This is a genomic window from Prevotella sp. P6B1 (genome assembly GCF_000702825.1).
Classification (GTDB): Bacteria; Bacteroidota; Bacteroidia; order Bacteroidales; family Bacteroidaceae; genus Prevotella.
Window position 1 is genome coordinate 54,345 of the sequence record NZ_JNKF01000002.1, and the last position, 15,841, is coordinate 70,185.

Genomic DNA, 15,841 nt, shown 5'->3' on the forward strand with positions numbered 1-15,841 from the left:
TTTTTATGTGCGAAAAAAGTGCTACCTTTGCAACCCAAATAAAGCATAGCGCGCCGCATGAAGCAAGCAATGATATTTGCAGCAGGGCTTGGCACCAGACTCAAGCCACTTACCGACACCATGCCCAAGGCACTGGTGAGGGTGGGTAGCGAGCCGCTCCTTTGGCACGTAGTGCAGAAACTGAAACTGGCTGGTTATGAGCGCATTGTGGTCAATGTACACCACTTCGCCCAGCAGATTGTTGACTATCTGCAAGCAAACCATAACTTTGGTCTCGATATCCGTATCAGCGATGAGAGCAGCATGCTGCTCGAAACGGGTGGTGGCATCAAGAAGGCGCTGCCGCTGTTCGATCCGTCTGAGCCTATCCTCATCCATAATGTGGATATCCTGAGCAATCTCGACTTGAATGCCCTGCCCATGGATGCGCCCCTGCTCGTAGTGAGCGAGCGCCCGACCAAGCGCTATCTGCTCTTCGACGACGAGATGCGCCTGCATGGCTGGACCAATATAGAAACAGGCGAACTCAAAGGCCCCATAGCCCAAGTTCAAAGTTCAAAGCTCCAAGTTCAATGTAGAAAGCTCGCTTTCTCCGGCATTCACGTGTTCCATCCTTCGTTGGCGCCCCTGTTGGCAGAATGGCCTGATCGTTTCCCCATCATGGACTTCTACTTGAAGGCCTGCGGCACCCACCTCATTCGTGGCTACGAGGCCAAGGATCTGCGGTTGATGGACGTAGGCAAGCTCGACACCCTCGATCAAGCCGAAGCTTTCATTGACGGCTTATAATGGTCAATGTTCAATGGTCAATGTTCAATTATTAATATAAGTATGACACAGAAGATTATTATTCTCGATTTCGGTTCGCAGACCACGCAGCTTATCGGCCGCCGTGTGCGCGAGCTGGACACCTTCTGCGAGATTATGCCCTACAACAAATTCCCGAAGGACGACCCCTCGGTGATTGGTGTTATTCTGAGTGGCTCACCCTACTCGGTACACGATCCTGAGGCTTTCAAGGTCGACCTGTTGCAGTTTGTAGGTCGTGTGCCAGTGCTGGGTATCTGCTATGGTGCTCAGTTCATCAGTCACACCCTGGGTGGTAAGGTCGAAAAGGCCGACTCTCGCGAGTATGGACGTGCCAACCTTGAGACTGTCGACACCACGAACCCTCTGTTCAAAGGTTTCGAGCAGCACTCTCAGGTATGGATGAGCCATGGCGACACCATCACCTCAATCCCCGAAGGTTTCGAGGTTATTGGTTCTACTAAGGACGTTAAGAATGCTGCATTCTGGCGCGATGGTGTATGGGCTGTACAGTTCCATCCCGAGGTGTTCCACACCCTGCAGGGCAAGCAGCTGCTGCAGAACTTCGTAGTCGATATCTGTGGCTCGAAGCAGGAGTGGAGTGCCGCCTCGTTTGTTGATTCTACTGTAGCCGAGCTCAAGGAGCAGTTAGGCAACGATCGTGTCATCCTCGGCCTCTCAGGCGGTGTCGATTCTTCAGTAGCCGCTGTATTGCTCAACAAGGCCATTGGCAACCGCCTCACCTGTATCTTCGTTGATCACGGCATGCTGCGTAAGGACGAGTTCACCCAGGTGATGGAGGACTACAAGGTGCTGGGTCTGAACGTGATTGGTGTCGATGCCAGCGAGAAGTTCTTTGGCGATCTGGCAGGTGTTACCGATCCTGAGCAGAAGCGTAAGATCATTGGTCGCGACTTTGTCGAGGTGTTCAATGCCGAGGCCAAGAAGATTACCGATGCCAAGTGGCTGGCACAGGGCACTATCTACCCTGACCGTATCGAGAGTCTGAATATCACAGGTAAGGTTATCAAGAGCCACCACAACGTAGGCGGACTGCCCAAGGAGATGCACCTGCAGCTCTGTGAGCCGCTGAAGTGGCTGTTCAAGGACGAGGTGCGCCGTGTAGGTCGCCAGATGGGTATGCCCGAGCATCTCATCACCCGTCATCCTTTCCCTGGTCCTGGTCTGGCTGTTCGTATCCTGGGCGATATCACGCGCGAAAAAGTGCGTATCCTGCAGGATGCCGACGATATCTATATCCGCGGTCTGCGTGAGTTCAAGGTGAAGCTGAGTGGCGAGGAGGCCCGCAAGGTGCTCGCTGCAGGTATCCCTGCCGACATGAAGGACGGCGAGATCGAGGTTTCGCTCTACGATCAGATCTGGCAGGCAGGTGCCATCCTGCTCTCTACTGTTCGCAGCGTGGGCGTGATGGGCGATGAGCGTACCTACGAGCATCCCGTAGCCCTGCGTGCTGTCACCAGTACCGATGCGATGACTGCCGACTGGGCACATCTGCCTTACGAGTTCATGGCTAAGGTATCCAACGAGATTATCAACAAGGTTCGTGGTGTGAACCGCGTTTGCTACGATATCTCTTCAAAACCACCCGCAACCATCGAGTGGGAGTAAGCATAAAAGAAAAACCTCGCCTGTTTGGGCGAGGCTTTTTTTATGTGTATTTATTTGTTCTTCAAGAGGTCGCGTATCTCGGCCAGCAGCTCTTCCTGCGTGGGTCCCTTAGGTGCTTCGGGCTCAGGAGCAGGCTCTTCCTTCTTGCGGTTCAGCTTGTTGATACCCTTCAGCATCAGGAAGATACAGAAGGCCACGATCAGGAAGTCGATCACGTTCTGTATAAACTGTCCGTAGGTGATGTTAGCCTCGCCGATGGTGGCTTTGAGGCCAGTGAAGTCGATACCACCCGTTACGATGCCGATAAGTGGCATGAGCACATCGTTAACCAGCGAGGTGACGATTTTACCAAACGCGCCGCCGATGATCACACCGACTGCCATGTCCATCACATTGCCCTTCACGGCAAACTCTTTGAATTCTTTAATAAATCCCATAAGCTTTTACGTTTTAAAGTTTAATATGTTAATGTTCCAAGTTCAAAGTTCCAAGTTCAAAGTTCAATGTTAGAATTGTAATCTGTATTTTGCAATCATTGGTTTTCGACCGTTGATTTTAATACTTTTCACTTTTGGCTTTTTACTTTTTACTTTATTTTTTAGTGATTGATGGTGCAAATATAGGAATAATTTTGTAACTTTGCATCCGAAATCAGAAAAAATTTCATTTTTTAGATAAAAAAGTTAGTAATAATATAGGTATAACCCATTTAAATAATTTAGTAAAATGACAAAAGTAGCAATTAACGGTTTTGGCCGTATTGGTCGTCTCGCATTCCGTCAGATGTTCGAGGCTGAAGGTTATGAAGTAGTAGCAATCAACGACTTGACAAGTCCTAAGATGCTGGCTCACCTGCTGAAGTACGATACCGCTCAGGGTGGTTTCTGCGGCAAGTTCGGTGAGAACAAGCACACTGTAGAGGCTGGTGAGGACTTCATCGTAGTTGATGGTAAGAAGATCACTATCTATGCTATTCCTAACGCTGCTGAGCTCCCTTGGGGTAAGCTGGATGTAGACGTTGTTCTGGAGTGCACAGGTTTCTACACATCTAAGGAGAAGGCTTCTGCTCACCTGACTGCTGGTGCTAAGAAGGTTGTTATCTCAGCTCCTGCTGGTAACGATCTGCCTACAATCGTTTACAATGTAAACCACAAGACTCTGACTCCTGCTGACACTGTTATCAGCGCTGCTTCTTGTACCACAAACTGCTTGGCTCCTATGACCAAGGCTCTGAACGACCTGGCTCCAATCCAGAGCGGTATCATGACAACTGTTCACGCTTACACAGGTGACCAGATGATCCTCGACGGTCCTCAGCGCAAGGGTGATGTTCAGCGTGCTCGTGCTGGTGCTCAGAACATCGTTCCTAACTCAACTGGTGCTGCTAAGGCTATCGGTCTCGTAATTCCTGAGCTGAACGGTAAGCTGATCGGTGCTGCTCAGCGCGTTCCAACTCCAACAGGTTCTACCACTATCCTGCACGCTGTTGTTAAGGGTGATGTAACTGTTGAGAGCATCAACGCTGCCATGAAGGCTGCTCAGAACGAGTCATTCGGTTACACTGAGGAGAAGCTCGTTTCAAGCGATATCATCGGTATGAAGTTCGGTTCACTCTTCGACGCTAACCAGACCATGGTAAGCAAGATGGAGGATGGTAACTCACTCGTACAGGTTGTTTCTTGGTACGACAATGAGAACTCTTACACTTCTCAGATGGTTCGTACTATCAAGTACCTCGCTGAGCTGAAATAATATTGCTCCAAGCATATAATTTCAAGCCACTCGATTTCCGTCGGGTGGCTTTTTTTTACCATCGTGGCGAGGCCGATCCCAACGACGACCTGACCATGCTTTGCCTGCGTGTAAGCTGATTGTTCACACACTCACCCCATACACGAGGTAGCTCCCAGTGCCGTCACGATCGCAGTCGCAATCGATGCAATCAGCTGCACGATAAACTTAATGCTTTCTTTCTTACTCATAACTTAAATCTTTTAATGGTTAATGTTCAAAGCGCTGGGGCTTTCGCCCCTAAGCGCTAATCTTCGGTGCTTCCGTCGGGGTTAGGCTCACCGCCGCCACCGCCGTTGCCGCCTGTGTTGCCACCCTGGCCACCGCCAGTGTTTCCACCGGTATTTCCGCCCTGGCTGCTACCACCGCCGCTGGTGGTCTTCTCACCATCGCCGCCCAGCAGACTCTCGGCATTCACAAACTCGGCCTTCTTCAGGAACTCACGGCTTGAGATGTTCATCTCCTGCTCCTGCTCAGGCATGAATCGGATGTGGAGCGCCTTCAGGTTCTTACCCACGTTGAAGTCGTCCTTCTTCAGGGTGCCGCCGGGCTCGTTCTCCAGGGTGGTGAAGAAGGTGCCCAGACCGTCGATCTTCACACGCTTCCACTCCAGCAGCATCTCCACCAGACAGCTGCGGAACTTCTCCAGCACGCCAAACACAACATCCTGCGTGTACACGCTACCGTGCTCGCTGATGTGCTTGGCCATCTTGCGGGTGTTCAGGGTTTCAATACTCTTGCTGTGGGCAAACCACCTGCCAAATACTTGCGACTTGTTGTTCTTGTTCTGTCGCAGCTCATAAAAAATCTTCGCCATACTCTAATACTTTTAATTTTAATGGTTAATACTAATGTTACTTAATCTCTCGTGTGTCTCAATCCACGTGTGCACTTTGTTTCTTGATTACGAGTGCAAAGGTACAAAAATAATCGATGCGAAAAAAGCCTTTTTTCGACTTTTCTCTGATTTTTCCTAAAGTGTTAAAATGTAAAGAAATAGTCTTTATAGAGATGCCCCCTATATATACTATGTGATAAATGCTGCCTGACTATCTAAGAGAAAGTTCGGAAGATTCCACCAAATTCTCGTGAACTATCTACCAGATTCTGCCGTACCGCTCAAAACGTTCTTCTGGACATGGAGATTAATACATTAATTCATTAATTCATTTTGTAAAATCAATTATCCGGCTATTTTTCTTATATTAATCTTTTATATATTATATATATTATAATATATATAATATATAATATGTATAAGATATAAATTTTGGAATCTCCAATCGTTCTTCCTCCAATATTTGCTTATGCTAAAAACAGAAATGAATTAATGAATTAATGAATCACCGTGGCAGTTACCACATCGCTACTTTAGTTTAATCACATCTTTCCATCGTGTGGTGTAGCAGGGACTTTTGTGGTCGTGCTTAATGGCGTTGGCAAATACATCGGCTTTTCCCTTTCCGTTTTTTTGCGTGTATTGTTGGGCTCCGATAACAACAGTCTCCGAACCATGCATGCGGTTAATACGATCCACCACTTCGTCAAGTCTTCGCATCTTCTGTATCGTCTCGGCATCCGTATCAAACAAATCCTGCTGAATAGGCGAGTCTTCTGAGATTCCCATCACTATCACACCGGCTTTCTTATATTGGTAGCCCTGTTTGTATATCTTCTGCAGAACGTTGCAGGCAGCCTGTACGATGGGTATGGTGCTGTTGGTGGGTGTTATCAGGCGCACCTCCAGAAAGTTCCAGTATTGCGCCAGGTCCTCTCTGAATGAATTGGTGTTCACAAACACACCAACTATTTGTGCCACCGTATTCTGTTGTCTCAGCTTTTCGGCACACCTTGTGGCGTAGTTGGCCACATGCGTTCGCAGTGTTTCATAATCGCTAATCATTCCATTAAACGACCTGCTGGTACAAATGCTTTTTTTCTTAGCCAGTTCTTCATTTGGTACAGCGTCTTCACCATTCAGTTCCTGCCATGTACGCATGATATTGATGTTGTTGAAGGTGAGCTGGACCCAATCAGGATGATGCTTGGCAAAATCGAGTGCTGTTCTGCATCCTAATGCCTGTAATTTTGCTGCATATCGTCTTCCTATACCCCATACATCTTCTATAGGGCACCACTCCAGAGCCTTCATACGTTTGTAGTCATCGTCAATCATGCAGCAGTGTCGGTAGGCCTTGTATTTCTTGGCCAGTTTCGATGCTATCTTAGCCAGCGTCTTGTTAGGAGCGATGCCTATGCTTACTGGCATACCCACCTCACGTTTTATCCGTTTGTATAGATGTTCGCCCCATGGTTGCAGTTTCCTTTCGTCTATGCCGTCCAGATACATAAAGCACTCATCAATGGAGTATCTGAAGTAGGCTGGTGTCTCATGCCGGATAATGCTTACTACTCTGCTGGTTAGCTCGCCGTACAGTTCGTAGTTCGACGAGAATACCGCTATCTTTTGTCCTGGAAATTCCTCGGCTAACTTAAAGTATGGTGTACCCTCCTTGATGCCCATCTGTTTAGCCTCATTGCTTCGGGCCACCACACATCCGTCGTTGTTCGATAGCACTACCACGGGCTTTCCAACCAAGTCTGGTCGGAACACTCGTTCGCACGAAACGTAGCAGTTATCACAGTCGCAGATACCGTACATTATAGTTTCTCAAAGGTTCTTATCATGTGGATCACCACGCCCCATACTTCAAAATTATCGCCAGCTTCGACCTTGAAGGTAGGGTAGTCAGGGTTGGCCGGCTTCAGCTCTATATAGCCATCCTTCTTGTGGGTTAAGTCCATATATTTCAAGGTGAACTCTCCATTCCAGAATGCTACTACTATACTACCATGGTGTGCTTCCACAGCTTTGTCTATAATCACTCTGTCGCCATCAAATATGCCAGCGTCCTTCATCGAGTCGCCTTCCACATCTCCGTAGAATGTAGCCTCGGGATGTCGGATAAAGTCACGATTAAAGTCAAGCGTTTCGTGCTGATAGTCAGCTGCAGGCGATGGGAACCCCGCCTTCACGCCAGCGTGCTCCAATGCCAGTTGGGTTTCAAATTCACCCTTGATTATCTTGATATTCCCCATGCTTGTTGTATTTTTCATGCAAAGATATCAGGTATTCCTCAGTCTTGCAAATATTTTAGGTATTTTTCAGTTTTAACTTTTGGCGCTTCCAAATATTTGTGTTAACTTTGCAGGCAGAATAAATTATCAACAAGCGAATGACTATAACAACATCAACACATAACGCGCTACTCCTCAGGATGATCCCAAAAATCACCCCCCCATTTTAACGTATGTTAACAAGGACGAGCGTCGTCACAAATTTAGCTTTCTTGTTGCCCTGCTGCTTCAGGCTTATGCTTGTTGTGGCAGGGCTTTTTGTGTGTTGCTGTTAGGCGTCATGCTGTTGGTTGGTGCTGGCTGCGCCAAGGATGTGCCTCAGTCGTCAGTCGATATGCAGTACTTCTATGCTGAATCGAGTGCGCTTCACACCGTGGCTGCCGACAGCATCCAGCGTTTCGCCGTCAAGGTAGAAACCTACGCGCAGCAGAATCCGCAAGCCAAAGCCGATCCCCTTTGGCCTGAAATCATCGACAACATCAAAAGCGCCGCCCAAGGCGCCAACATCCACTTCGTCATCACCATCGACACCGAATGGGAGGGCGAGATAGAAATTTATTTTTAAATTATGGCAACATCTATAGAATTATCAAAAATCACCAAGGTAGAACTGCGTGATTGCTGGGAAAATGAAGCCACAGACTTTACGCCTTGGTTAGCAAAAGACGAGAATATCGCTATGCTGGCTGATGCATTAGGTATGAACGAGCTGGAGGTTAGAGCCCAGGAAGAACATGTTGGCCCATTCAGAGCTGATATCCTGTGCGTTGACCCAGGTACTGATAAGTATGTGCTGATTGAAAACCAGCTCGAAATAACTGACCATAAGCATCTTGGTCAGATTTTAACTTATGCTGCAGGTCTTGATGCTGTTACCATTATTTGGATAGCAGAACGATTCACAGAGGAGCATAGAGCCGCTATCGATTGGCTGAATAGCATTACCGATAAGGAGTTTAACTTCTTTGGTGTTGAGATAGAGCTTATTAAGATTGGTGATAGCCCTGCAGCCCCCATGTTCAATGTTGTTGCCAAACCAAACGGATGGAGTAAGGATGTAAAACGTTCAAAGGCTTCAGGTGAAGGCCGTTCTGAAACAGAAATCTTTAAGTATGAGTTCTGGAGTGGATTTAATGAGTATATGAGTACTCATCCATCAGAATTATTTCACCCTCAGAGCGCCTCATACGACCACTGGATGAATATTGCAATCGGCAAAGGTGATATGCATATAGCCCTGCTTCTTAATACTAGGGAACAGAAAGTTTGTGTTCAGTTCTATATCTGGAACGATACTGATAAGACGTATTTTGATGCATTGGTAAAATACAAAGATGATGCTGAAAAATTTATAGGGCATAGCCTTGCATGGCGTAGACTTGATGGCAAGAAAACATCTACCATCGACCTCTTCAAGAAATGTAAGCTAAAGAGTGAATCAGATCGTGAGGCCATCTATGCATGGTACAAAGAATATACAGAGAAGTTTATAAGCTTCTTTAAACCAATAGTAAAAGAATTGTAAAATGTTTTTGTTGTAGGATGCTGTTGGCATTATAACGAGGTCGCCATAATTTTATTGAATTAGAAATAGCTTAAAGATTATATTAAAATGAAAAAAAGTAATAAGTATAACACTTCTGCTAGTGAGGAACTTGCTTCTGGTGGATTTGATTTCGAGATAGCTGACAGCTATCATTTAATTAAGATTGGAGCAACTACTGTTAAACAGCTCCAAGAAGCAAAAATTATACCTACCAAGAATTATGACTCTTTATTAAATAATAAGCCTGATGGTTTAATAATAAAGGGTAGGACGAATGTCCAAGTTTTGATAGAGCTAAAGAAACCGGGAACTTTGAAAACTATTGAGAATGCCAAAGACGTAATAACAAGTTGGTACTATGACTTGGCAAAGCTCTTAGGTTGTAAGATATTGTGTGCAAGCGACGGGAAAACAACCTGCTGGGTACATGTGGCATCTAAGAACTTTTATTCTCAAAATAATACCCCGATTAAAGAAATCTTTAATGTGTCCGATTTTACAGAATCGTCTACAGATCGTACAAGAAGAAAACTTGTTTCATTAATTGAAAAAATGAATACTTCTAATAGAAAAGGAGAGATACATAATATTCAGAAAGAGCTTAATCCGCAGAAACTTGCAGATAGAGTATGGCAGAAAATTTGGATTCAAACCGGCAAAAATCCGGAAAGTTGTTTGTATAATGTAGTTGAAATATTTATATTTAAGTTTTTATCTGATTTAAAAATACTGCCAAATCATATGACTTTTGAAAAAGTATATGAAATTACTTGTAAAAAGGGTGGTAGTGCTGTTGATGGATTACGTTACTATGCAAACAATGTTAGAAAGAAGATAAAAGATGAATTATTTCCTGTTGGTAGTGATGGAACAACAATCCTTAATGGTACTATTTTTGTAAACGAGAACGGAGAGCCCAATATAACTCAAGCTTCATTATTTAAGCAGGTTATTAATGACTTTTATAAGTATGGTCAAGAGGAAGGTGCGTTTGTCAACATTGATAAAAATTTTAAAACACGATTATATGAATCTTTTTTAAGAAAGGAAGCTGGTATATCTACACTAGGACAATATTTTACACCGAGAAATGTTGTAAAGTCTATTATTGATATGTGTCCGGAAATCCCAAATAGCGCCAAAATATGTGACCCGTTTTGTGGTGTTGGTGGTTTTCTTTTGGAAATACTAAATTCGAGAAGTATTCTTAAGGCCCAATATGTTCCTAATCGTAATGACAAAATTGAACCGGAATGTGAAATAATTGGCTTTGATAAAGGAACTGATGAAACTGATGATGCAAGGACAATTATCCTTGCAAAAGCAAATATGCTTATTTATTTATCCGACATTATTTCAAAATATCCCAATTTAACTTCTGAATTCTCTGAGGTTTTTAATAATACTTTTAGATTAATTCGTTCAAATCCAGGTACATTCCAAATCTCCGAATATAAAGATTATTTTGATTTTATTTTTACCAATCCTCCGTATGTAGTGAAAGGTGCTGCATCAATGAAAAACGAATTAAAGAGTTTGGGACTAAAAGAAAAAATATATAGTTCAAATGGACTTGGACTTGAGGGACTGGCACTTGATTGGATTGTGTATAGTTTGAAGCCGGGAGGAAAAGCTTTTGTTGTTCTTCCTACTGGGATATTTCGAAGACTCCAGGATGAAAATTTACGTAATCATATAATAGAAAAATGCTATATCGATGGTGTTATTTCATTACCAGAGAAGACATTTTATGCAACAACTCAAAAAACATATATACTTGCAATAACTAAAAAAACACCTTCAGAGTCAGAATCTACTCAGACATGGCCTGTTTTTGCTTATATTGCTAGATCCATAGGCGAAACGCTTGACAATAATAGATTTCAAATTGAGGAAAATGATCTAGTGGAAATGGCAAAGCAATTCAAGTATTTTCTTGCAGATAAGGATAATTTCTCTATTAATGATAAGAAAACAAAGCTTATTCCATTTAAAGACTTTAGTTCAAATTGGTTAATAGAGGATCATTGGTCAGAAGAAGAACAGATAGAATTAGGTGTCAAAAAACCTTTAGAGATAGTTAGCGAAAGTGGATTCAAAGATAGAATTGCTTCTTTCTCAGAATATATTAAAGAACAGTCGAAGATTTTCGAACCTATAAATATCACAGGTAAGATTGAAATTAAAAATTTATCTGAAATAGCAGATTGGGAGAGAGGTGATGCCAAATTAAAAAAGGAATATATGCGTAATCATACCGGAATTTATCCTGTGTATACTGCAGATACGCTGGGAGATTGGACTTCTGGTATAGATATAGACACATACAAGTGGGAAGGAGAATGCATTAGACTAACCATTAATGGAGAATATGCAGGTACTTTTTCATATATTTCTGGTGGTAAGTATTCAATGAATGGTGATGCTGCTAGAATATCTATAAAACAAGAGTTTGTTAAAAGTATTGACGTCCAATATTTAATGACAATTTTGCAAGATATAAGGAGGAAAAAGGGTTTTAAATGGGTGAAAAAACCTAGAGAGCCGGAAATAATGGCTTTGGAAATACCTATACCTGTAAAAAACAATGGCGAATTTGATAAAGAAAAACAGAATAAGATAGCTAAACAATATGAATATATTGAGGCTTTTAAGAAAAATTTAAATGTGCAATTGGATGAAATTTTAGATGTCTCAGTGCAATTGTTGCCCGAAAAAGGCTCTATAAAATAACTCAAATGGATTCCTAGAGCACATATGGTGATAATCATATGCGTAAAAATATAAATATGTTATATGAGCATAAAAAATAGGATTTGGGATGAACTCTTCTGGGCCAAGGTTTGTATCCTCTGTATTCAGAGGTATACTTCTTGGCATAGGCGATACAATAGATGGTATGAGACTTTTATCGCTTTAACAGCATCATTTGGTGCATTCGGTTTTTTATATGATCATTTGGCACCGTTATTTTCAACTTTAGTTATTGGTTTTGTGTCGGTGGCTAAAGCTATATTCCCATCTCTTATTCAAAAAGAGGAAGAACTCAGTTCTTTGGATGTGATATCTGATTTCTATGTGGCATATATGATGAATTTAGAGCGTCTTTACTATAATTATCAAAATAAACTTTTTGATAAGGATGCAGATATTAATGACCATTTGGCAGCTGAGCATTTTTTTATGCTCAAAGAGTCGGAGTGTGAAAAGCAATCTAGGATGAATAAACTTCTTAGGAAGATTAGCGATAAAGAACATTCTTTCTTGAACAACGAAGCAACAGATTACGTAAATAGAGTTTATTTTAATAAATATGAGGATGAGAGAAATAATAAATCTATGTAATGGCGATGCTAATATTGGGAGTGATACACCACGCATCCGTCCAGTTCCACCACCACCTAGTCCTAATTCTATGATGGGAATGATGGCTCCCAATGATGATAATGCTCATCAAAGAGAGCTACCTCGGATAAATCCACCACGGCCCGTTACACCACCTAATAAGTGATATTGAAACTATGATAGATTTTGACGATTATTCTGTTTCTAAAGAATGCGACTATAAGGGCGAGCACTATAGTGTTCGAGATAATGGTGCAATAATGCGCCATCAGCTTCCTGGTAAGCCAAAACGTAAACTGGATAAAGTATGGACGTTTGGCACTTTGAGTGCTGAGACTGGTTATCTGCTTATAGGCAGAGAAAGAGTGCATCGTATTGTGGCTACTGCTTTTCATGGTGAGGCTCCCTCGCCAGAGCATGTGGTAGATCATATAGATACTAACAGACAGAATAATCGCCCAGAGAATCTCCGTTGGCTTACTAAATTAGAGAACATCCTCAATAACGAGGTGACTAGAAAGAAGGTGGAAATGATATGTGGAAGCATTCAGGCTTTTTTAGAGAATCCTTCTTTATTATATGGTCACGAGACTCTTGATAAGAACTTTAGCTGGATGCGACGAGTTACTAAGGAAGAAGCACAGAATTGTTTGGGTAATTGGAATAATTGGCTCAAAAATGCAACGCCAACATCAGATAGGATAGAAAAAGTTAGCAAAGTTGACGAGTGGATTTTTGATAATCCATTCATGAATAAGGTGGCTACCAAAGGAGGAGGGTATACGGAGATGGCGAGACCAGCTTCTATAATTCCTGAATCTGAGCCTGTATCTGAAACGGAAGCGGAGATGGATATTGATTTTGATCCATATGAGCTAACAGAGGCTGATTGTTATAAGTCATTAACTCCATCTGCTTTACAGGCACCTGGGTGGAGAACGCCAACAGAATTTCCTTGCTGTCCTAATGACGTAACGTCTGATGGCCTAAAGGAGTATAAGGAGAATCTGAAACCTGGATTTATGTTCTCATCTAATAAGTATGATAAATATTACGTGATAGATAGAGCATTTCATCCTAAAAATGACAGTTTGCTGGTTCTCGCAAAGAATGAACAGGAGGACGGCTACTTCGGGACATACTCTGTTGCGATGATTGAGATTAAATTTAACAAGTTCGTTCATTATAGTGTGAATAGATTTGGGCATGAATCGGATGCAACGAAATTTTATAAATTTCTGATAGGAGAGTACAAATTGACAGAAGATGAAGAAATCATGTATTTGGATACATAGTTTTAGAGAAATATGAACATATGACAGCATACGATATCATTATACTACAACAAATAGCCTGGGGTGCGTTGATATTCACCCTGGGCGTGCTTGTGGGCTATATGCTCAAAGTTGTAATGACGAATTACGAGCGGATAAAGGCTCGTAAGAAGAAGTGAGTTAGTCAACATGTCGAACCATAAACACAGAAAGGAGGGCAAGAGATGATGATTACATAAGATTTTCCGTTTATTATTTGGGCGGAAAAGATATTTGCATTATCTTTGCACTCGGAAAAATCTTATTGGAAAATAGAGCCGAAGTTTTCGTTGCACCTCAATACAACCACATGAAGCAATATCGATGACGAAGGCTACCAGCTCACACCTTTCAGAGGCGTGGGCATTGGTGGTATTCAGAAATCGATGGGAGTGGTTGCCCTGAGGTGCTTTTGTGTATTATTGGTGCTCATAGCCTCTGTTTCTTTTTAAGATGAAAGATGCACCGCCTGTGATAAAATGTATGAAGACTAACATCAAACCAATTTAATAAAAGCCAAGACTGAACAAGATGAAATTTAAGGTCTTTTTCGTCAGGTATGTGCAAAGCATGCCTGATCTTTTCGGGAACGTCGTGCCCGTAGATGGTACCGATGCTCTCAAACCCGTGATTATCAACGACTTCTTGAAACGCAAGGAGCTATCATTTGTCAACCCCAGAAATGGAAAAACCTATCACCGACATTATGCCATTATGCCGCAGGGTGGAGTGGCTGTGATTGATGTGGGAGAGTATGTGGATGGTAACTTTATGTATGCCACTGTAGGCATTAATCTGAGCCGTAACCAATATCAGCCATACATTGTGATAGGGTGTCACCATAAAGAGTTTAGCGATATCAACTTGATAGCCAATATGGTGACACAATCGCTTAACTGGGTGCTGACTGGTACCAATACAACCGTAAAGCTTGAGGCCTGCCATAAGCCAATAGCCTGGGAAAAGGATATCTTACATTCGTATATGAAGGGTATGGATAACCGTATGTTTAACCCCATGAATGTTTTTGGATATGAGATGCTGGATGAGAAATTTATGAGTATGGGTAAACGTAAAACGCGCCCACGGAACTCGCACGAGATACTCGATTTCTTGATAGCTGGCTCTGAGGATGTGCTGTTGGCATGGTTACATAGCATGGTGGACGACAAGAATCATCCTAAGGATATGATGCGACCTGTAAGGGCGCTGATAGAGCTGAAGCGTACCTATAAGATCTCGTACGATGCGTTTATCAAGGAGTTTAATAAAGCGGGGATGATATCGCGAACTACTTATAATGATTATGTTAATCTGGCTAAAGAGCCGTATTTTGATGACGAGAAGTACGCGAAGGTGATGCAATACGTTGAGGAATACTTTAGTTTCTGTATCAAGGAGTAATCATCCGTTTTTACGTTTATATACTTTTATAAACGTTTGTTTCCGTTTTTATCCGTTCAAAAGGATATAAACGGAACTTTTTTTGTGCCTTGTGGATTATTCGCTTTATATTTGCGTCCGGATTCCATAAAACTTAAATATTAACCCCCGAGTGCGGGATTAGGCCTAAAACCGGCTCATTTTCAGAAAACGAATATGAGAAAAGAAGAACAGGAGACAATCCTAATCAATCTTGACGGTGTAACCGTGAGTGAGCAACTGCTGGAGGCGATGGCAATTAACTCCGAACGCTTTGACGTGGCCGAACACTACCTGCTGGCGTATTATCGACAGATAGTGATAGAGAACGGCTTGGCTCAGCATGTGGCGTTAGAGAATCGCGTGCGTACGCATTACCATAAGAATGCGGTGCATGTGCCTAAGCCATGTGAGGTGGCGAGCCGCAAACCCAAAGCTGACAGGGCGGAAGAGCAGAATGTGCTATCGAGAAAGAAGTATCAGACTATGACTAAAAGCGAGAGAAAGTCGATCCTGAAGGAGAGTCTGATAACCCTTATCAGGGAGCATCGACAGCTGTTTACATCAAAGAACCACTGGATAGGTGTGTACCTGGTGGTAAAGGATAGGGTGGATGGCGAATTAACCAAACTGGAATTTACCAACGATGTGCTGGGCCTAAAGATAGATAGTTGGCCTGATGATTTGAAGATTGGTGAACGCACCATGAGTAACTTTGCCCGTTGCGTGGATTACGAGGACCGCTTTGAGGCTTATTACGATATGGAAGAGAACCCTTGGAAGGAGTTGTGCGATGTGTACTGGGACATACTAAAAGGCCAGATTTTGATGAAATAATGACGTGCGTAAT

General features: G+C 42.9%; 16 protein-coding genes. 11 read left to right on the plus strand and 5 right to left on the minus strand.

Features of this window, described 5'->3' with window-relative positions:
- The first annotated feature begins 57 nt into the window (after positions 1-57).
- Together T495_RS0100585 and guaA are read left to right on the plus strand one after the other, a co-directional pair.
- Complete coding sequence (locus T495_RS0100585) at positions 58-789, plus strand: nucleotidyltransferase family protein (protein ID WP_028904520.1); 732 nt, start codon at positions 58-60, stop codon at positions 787-789.
- 6 nt (positions 790-795) lie between these two features.
- Entirely contained in the window at positions 796-2,436 is a 1,641-nt protein-coding gene (guaA, locus tag T495_RS0100590) for a glutamine-hydrolyzing GMP synthase (RefSeq protein ID WP_369699762.1), read from the plus strand.
- A gap of 50 nt (positions 2,437-2,486) precedes the next feature.
- Here the strand turns inward: guaA and mscL are convergent, their stop codons facing one another.
- Positions 2,487-2,873, minus strand: coding sequence for a large conductance mechanosensitive channel protein MscL (gene mscL, locus T495_RS0100595; protein ID WP_028904615.1), 387 nt, complete (start codon positions 2,871-2,873; stop codon positions 2,487-2,489).
- Positions 2,874-3,162: 289 nt separating this feature from the next.
- Here mscL and gap point away from each other — a divergent pair, with 289 nt between their 5' ends.
- Complete coding sequence (gene gap, locus T495_RS0100600; RefSeq protein WP_027451058.1) at positions 3,163-4,188, plus strand: type I glyceraldehyde-3-phosphate dehydrogenase; 1,026 nt, start codon at positions 3,163-3,165, stop codon at positions 4,186-4,188.
- Positions 4,189-4,319: 131 nt separating this feature from the next.
- Here gap and T495_RS15680 read toward each other — a convergent pair whose 3' ends face one another.
- From T495_RS15680 to T495_RS0100615, 4 genes are all read right to left on the minus strand, one after another.
- On the minus strand, positions 4,320-4,418 hold the full coding sequence (locus tag T495_RS15680) for a smalltalk protein (RefSeq protein WP_155993351.1): 99 nt from the start codon (positions 4,416-4,418) through the stop codon (positions 4,320-4,322).
- A 56-nt stretch (positions 4,419-4,474) separates the two neighbouring features.
- Positions 4,475-5,044 (minus strand): hypothetical protein, encoded by a 570-nt coding sequence (locus T495_RS0100605; RefSeq protein ID WP_033147244.1) that lies wholly within the window; start codon positions 5,042-5,044, stop codon positions 4,475-4,477.
- Between the two features lie 549 nt (positions 5,045-5,593).
- Positions 5,594-6,889: a Y-family DNA polymerase gene (locus T495_RS0100610; protein ID WP_033147245.1), complete on the minus strand. Its 1,296-nt coding sequence runs from the start codon at positions 6,887-6,889 to the stop codon at positions 5,594-5,596.
- The gene (locus T495_RS0100615; protein WP_033147246.1) at positions 6,889-7,326 is read right to left on the minus strand and encodes a LexA family transcriptional regulator; all 438 of its coding nucleotides are present in this window, start codon (positions 7,324-7,326) and stop codon (positions 6,889-6,891) included. The genes T495_RS0100610 and T495_RS0100615 overlap by 1 nt, the downstream gene beginning before the upstream one ends.
- 301 nt (positions 7,327-7,627) lie before the next feature.
- Between T495_RS0100615 and T495_RS0100620 the strand changes: the two genes are divergently transcribed.
- From T495_RS0100620 to T495_RS0100650, 8 genes are all read left to right on the plus strand, one after another.
- Complete coding sequence (locus tag T495_RS0100620) at positions 7,628-7,930, plus strand: hypothetical protein (protein ID WP_155993352.1); 303 nt, start codon at positions 7,628-7,630, stop codon at positions 7,928-7,930.
- A 3-nt stretch (positions 7,931-7,933) separates the two neighbouring features.
- Entirely contained in the window at positions 7,934-8,890 is a 957-nt protein-coding gene (locus tag T495_RS0100625; RefSeq protein ID WP_051651785.1) for a DUF4268 domain-containing protein, read from the plus strand.
- A gap of 87 nt (positions 8,891-8,977) precedes the next feature.
- On the plus strand, positions 8,978-11,644 hold the full coding sequence (locus T495_RS0100630; protein ID WP_051651786.1) for an N-6 DNA methylase: 2,667 nt from the start codon (positions 8,978-8,980) through the stop codon (positions 11,642-11,644).
- A gap of 63 nt (positions 11,645-11,707) precedes the next feature.
- Positions 11,708-12,256, plus strand: a complete 549-nt coding sequence (locus tag T495_RS0100635) for a hypothetical protein (protein ID WP_033147248.1) — start codon at positions 11,708-11,710, stop codon at positions 12,254-12,256.
- A gap of 176 nt (positions 12,257-12,432) precedes the next feature.
- The gene (locus T495_RS0100640; protein WP_051651787.1) at positions 12,433-13,551 is read left to right on the plus strand and encodes an HNH endonuclease signature motif containing protein; all 1,119 of its coding nucleotides are present in this window, start codon (positions 12,433-12,435) and stop codon (positions 13,549-13,551) included.
- A 20-nt stretch (positions 13,552-13,571) separates the two neighbouring features.
- Complete coding sequence (locus T495_RS15685) at positions 13,572-13,709, plus strand: hypothetical protein (protein WP_155993353.1); 138 nt, start codon at positions 13,572-13,574, stop codon at positions 13,707-13,709.
- Positions 13,710-14,139: 430 nt separating this feature from the next.
- Positions 14,140-14,973, plus strand: coding sequence for a hypothetical protein (locus T495_RS0100645; RefSeq protein ID WP_033147249.1), 834 nt, complete (start codon positions 14,140-14,142; stop codon positions 14,971-14,973).
- Between the two features lie 195 nt (positions 14,974-15,168).
- On the plus strand, positions 15,169-15,828 hold the full coding sequence (locus T495_RS0100650) for a hypothetical protein (RefSeq protein WP_033147250.1): 660 nt from the start codon (positions 15,169-15,171) through the stop codon (positions 15,826-15,828).
- Positions 15,829-15,841: the final 13 nt, after the last annotated feature.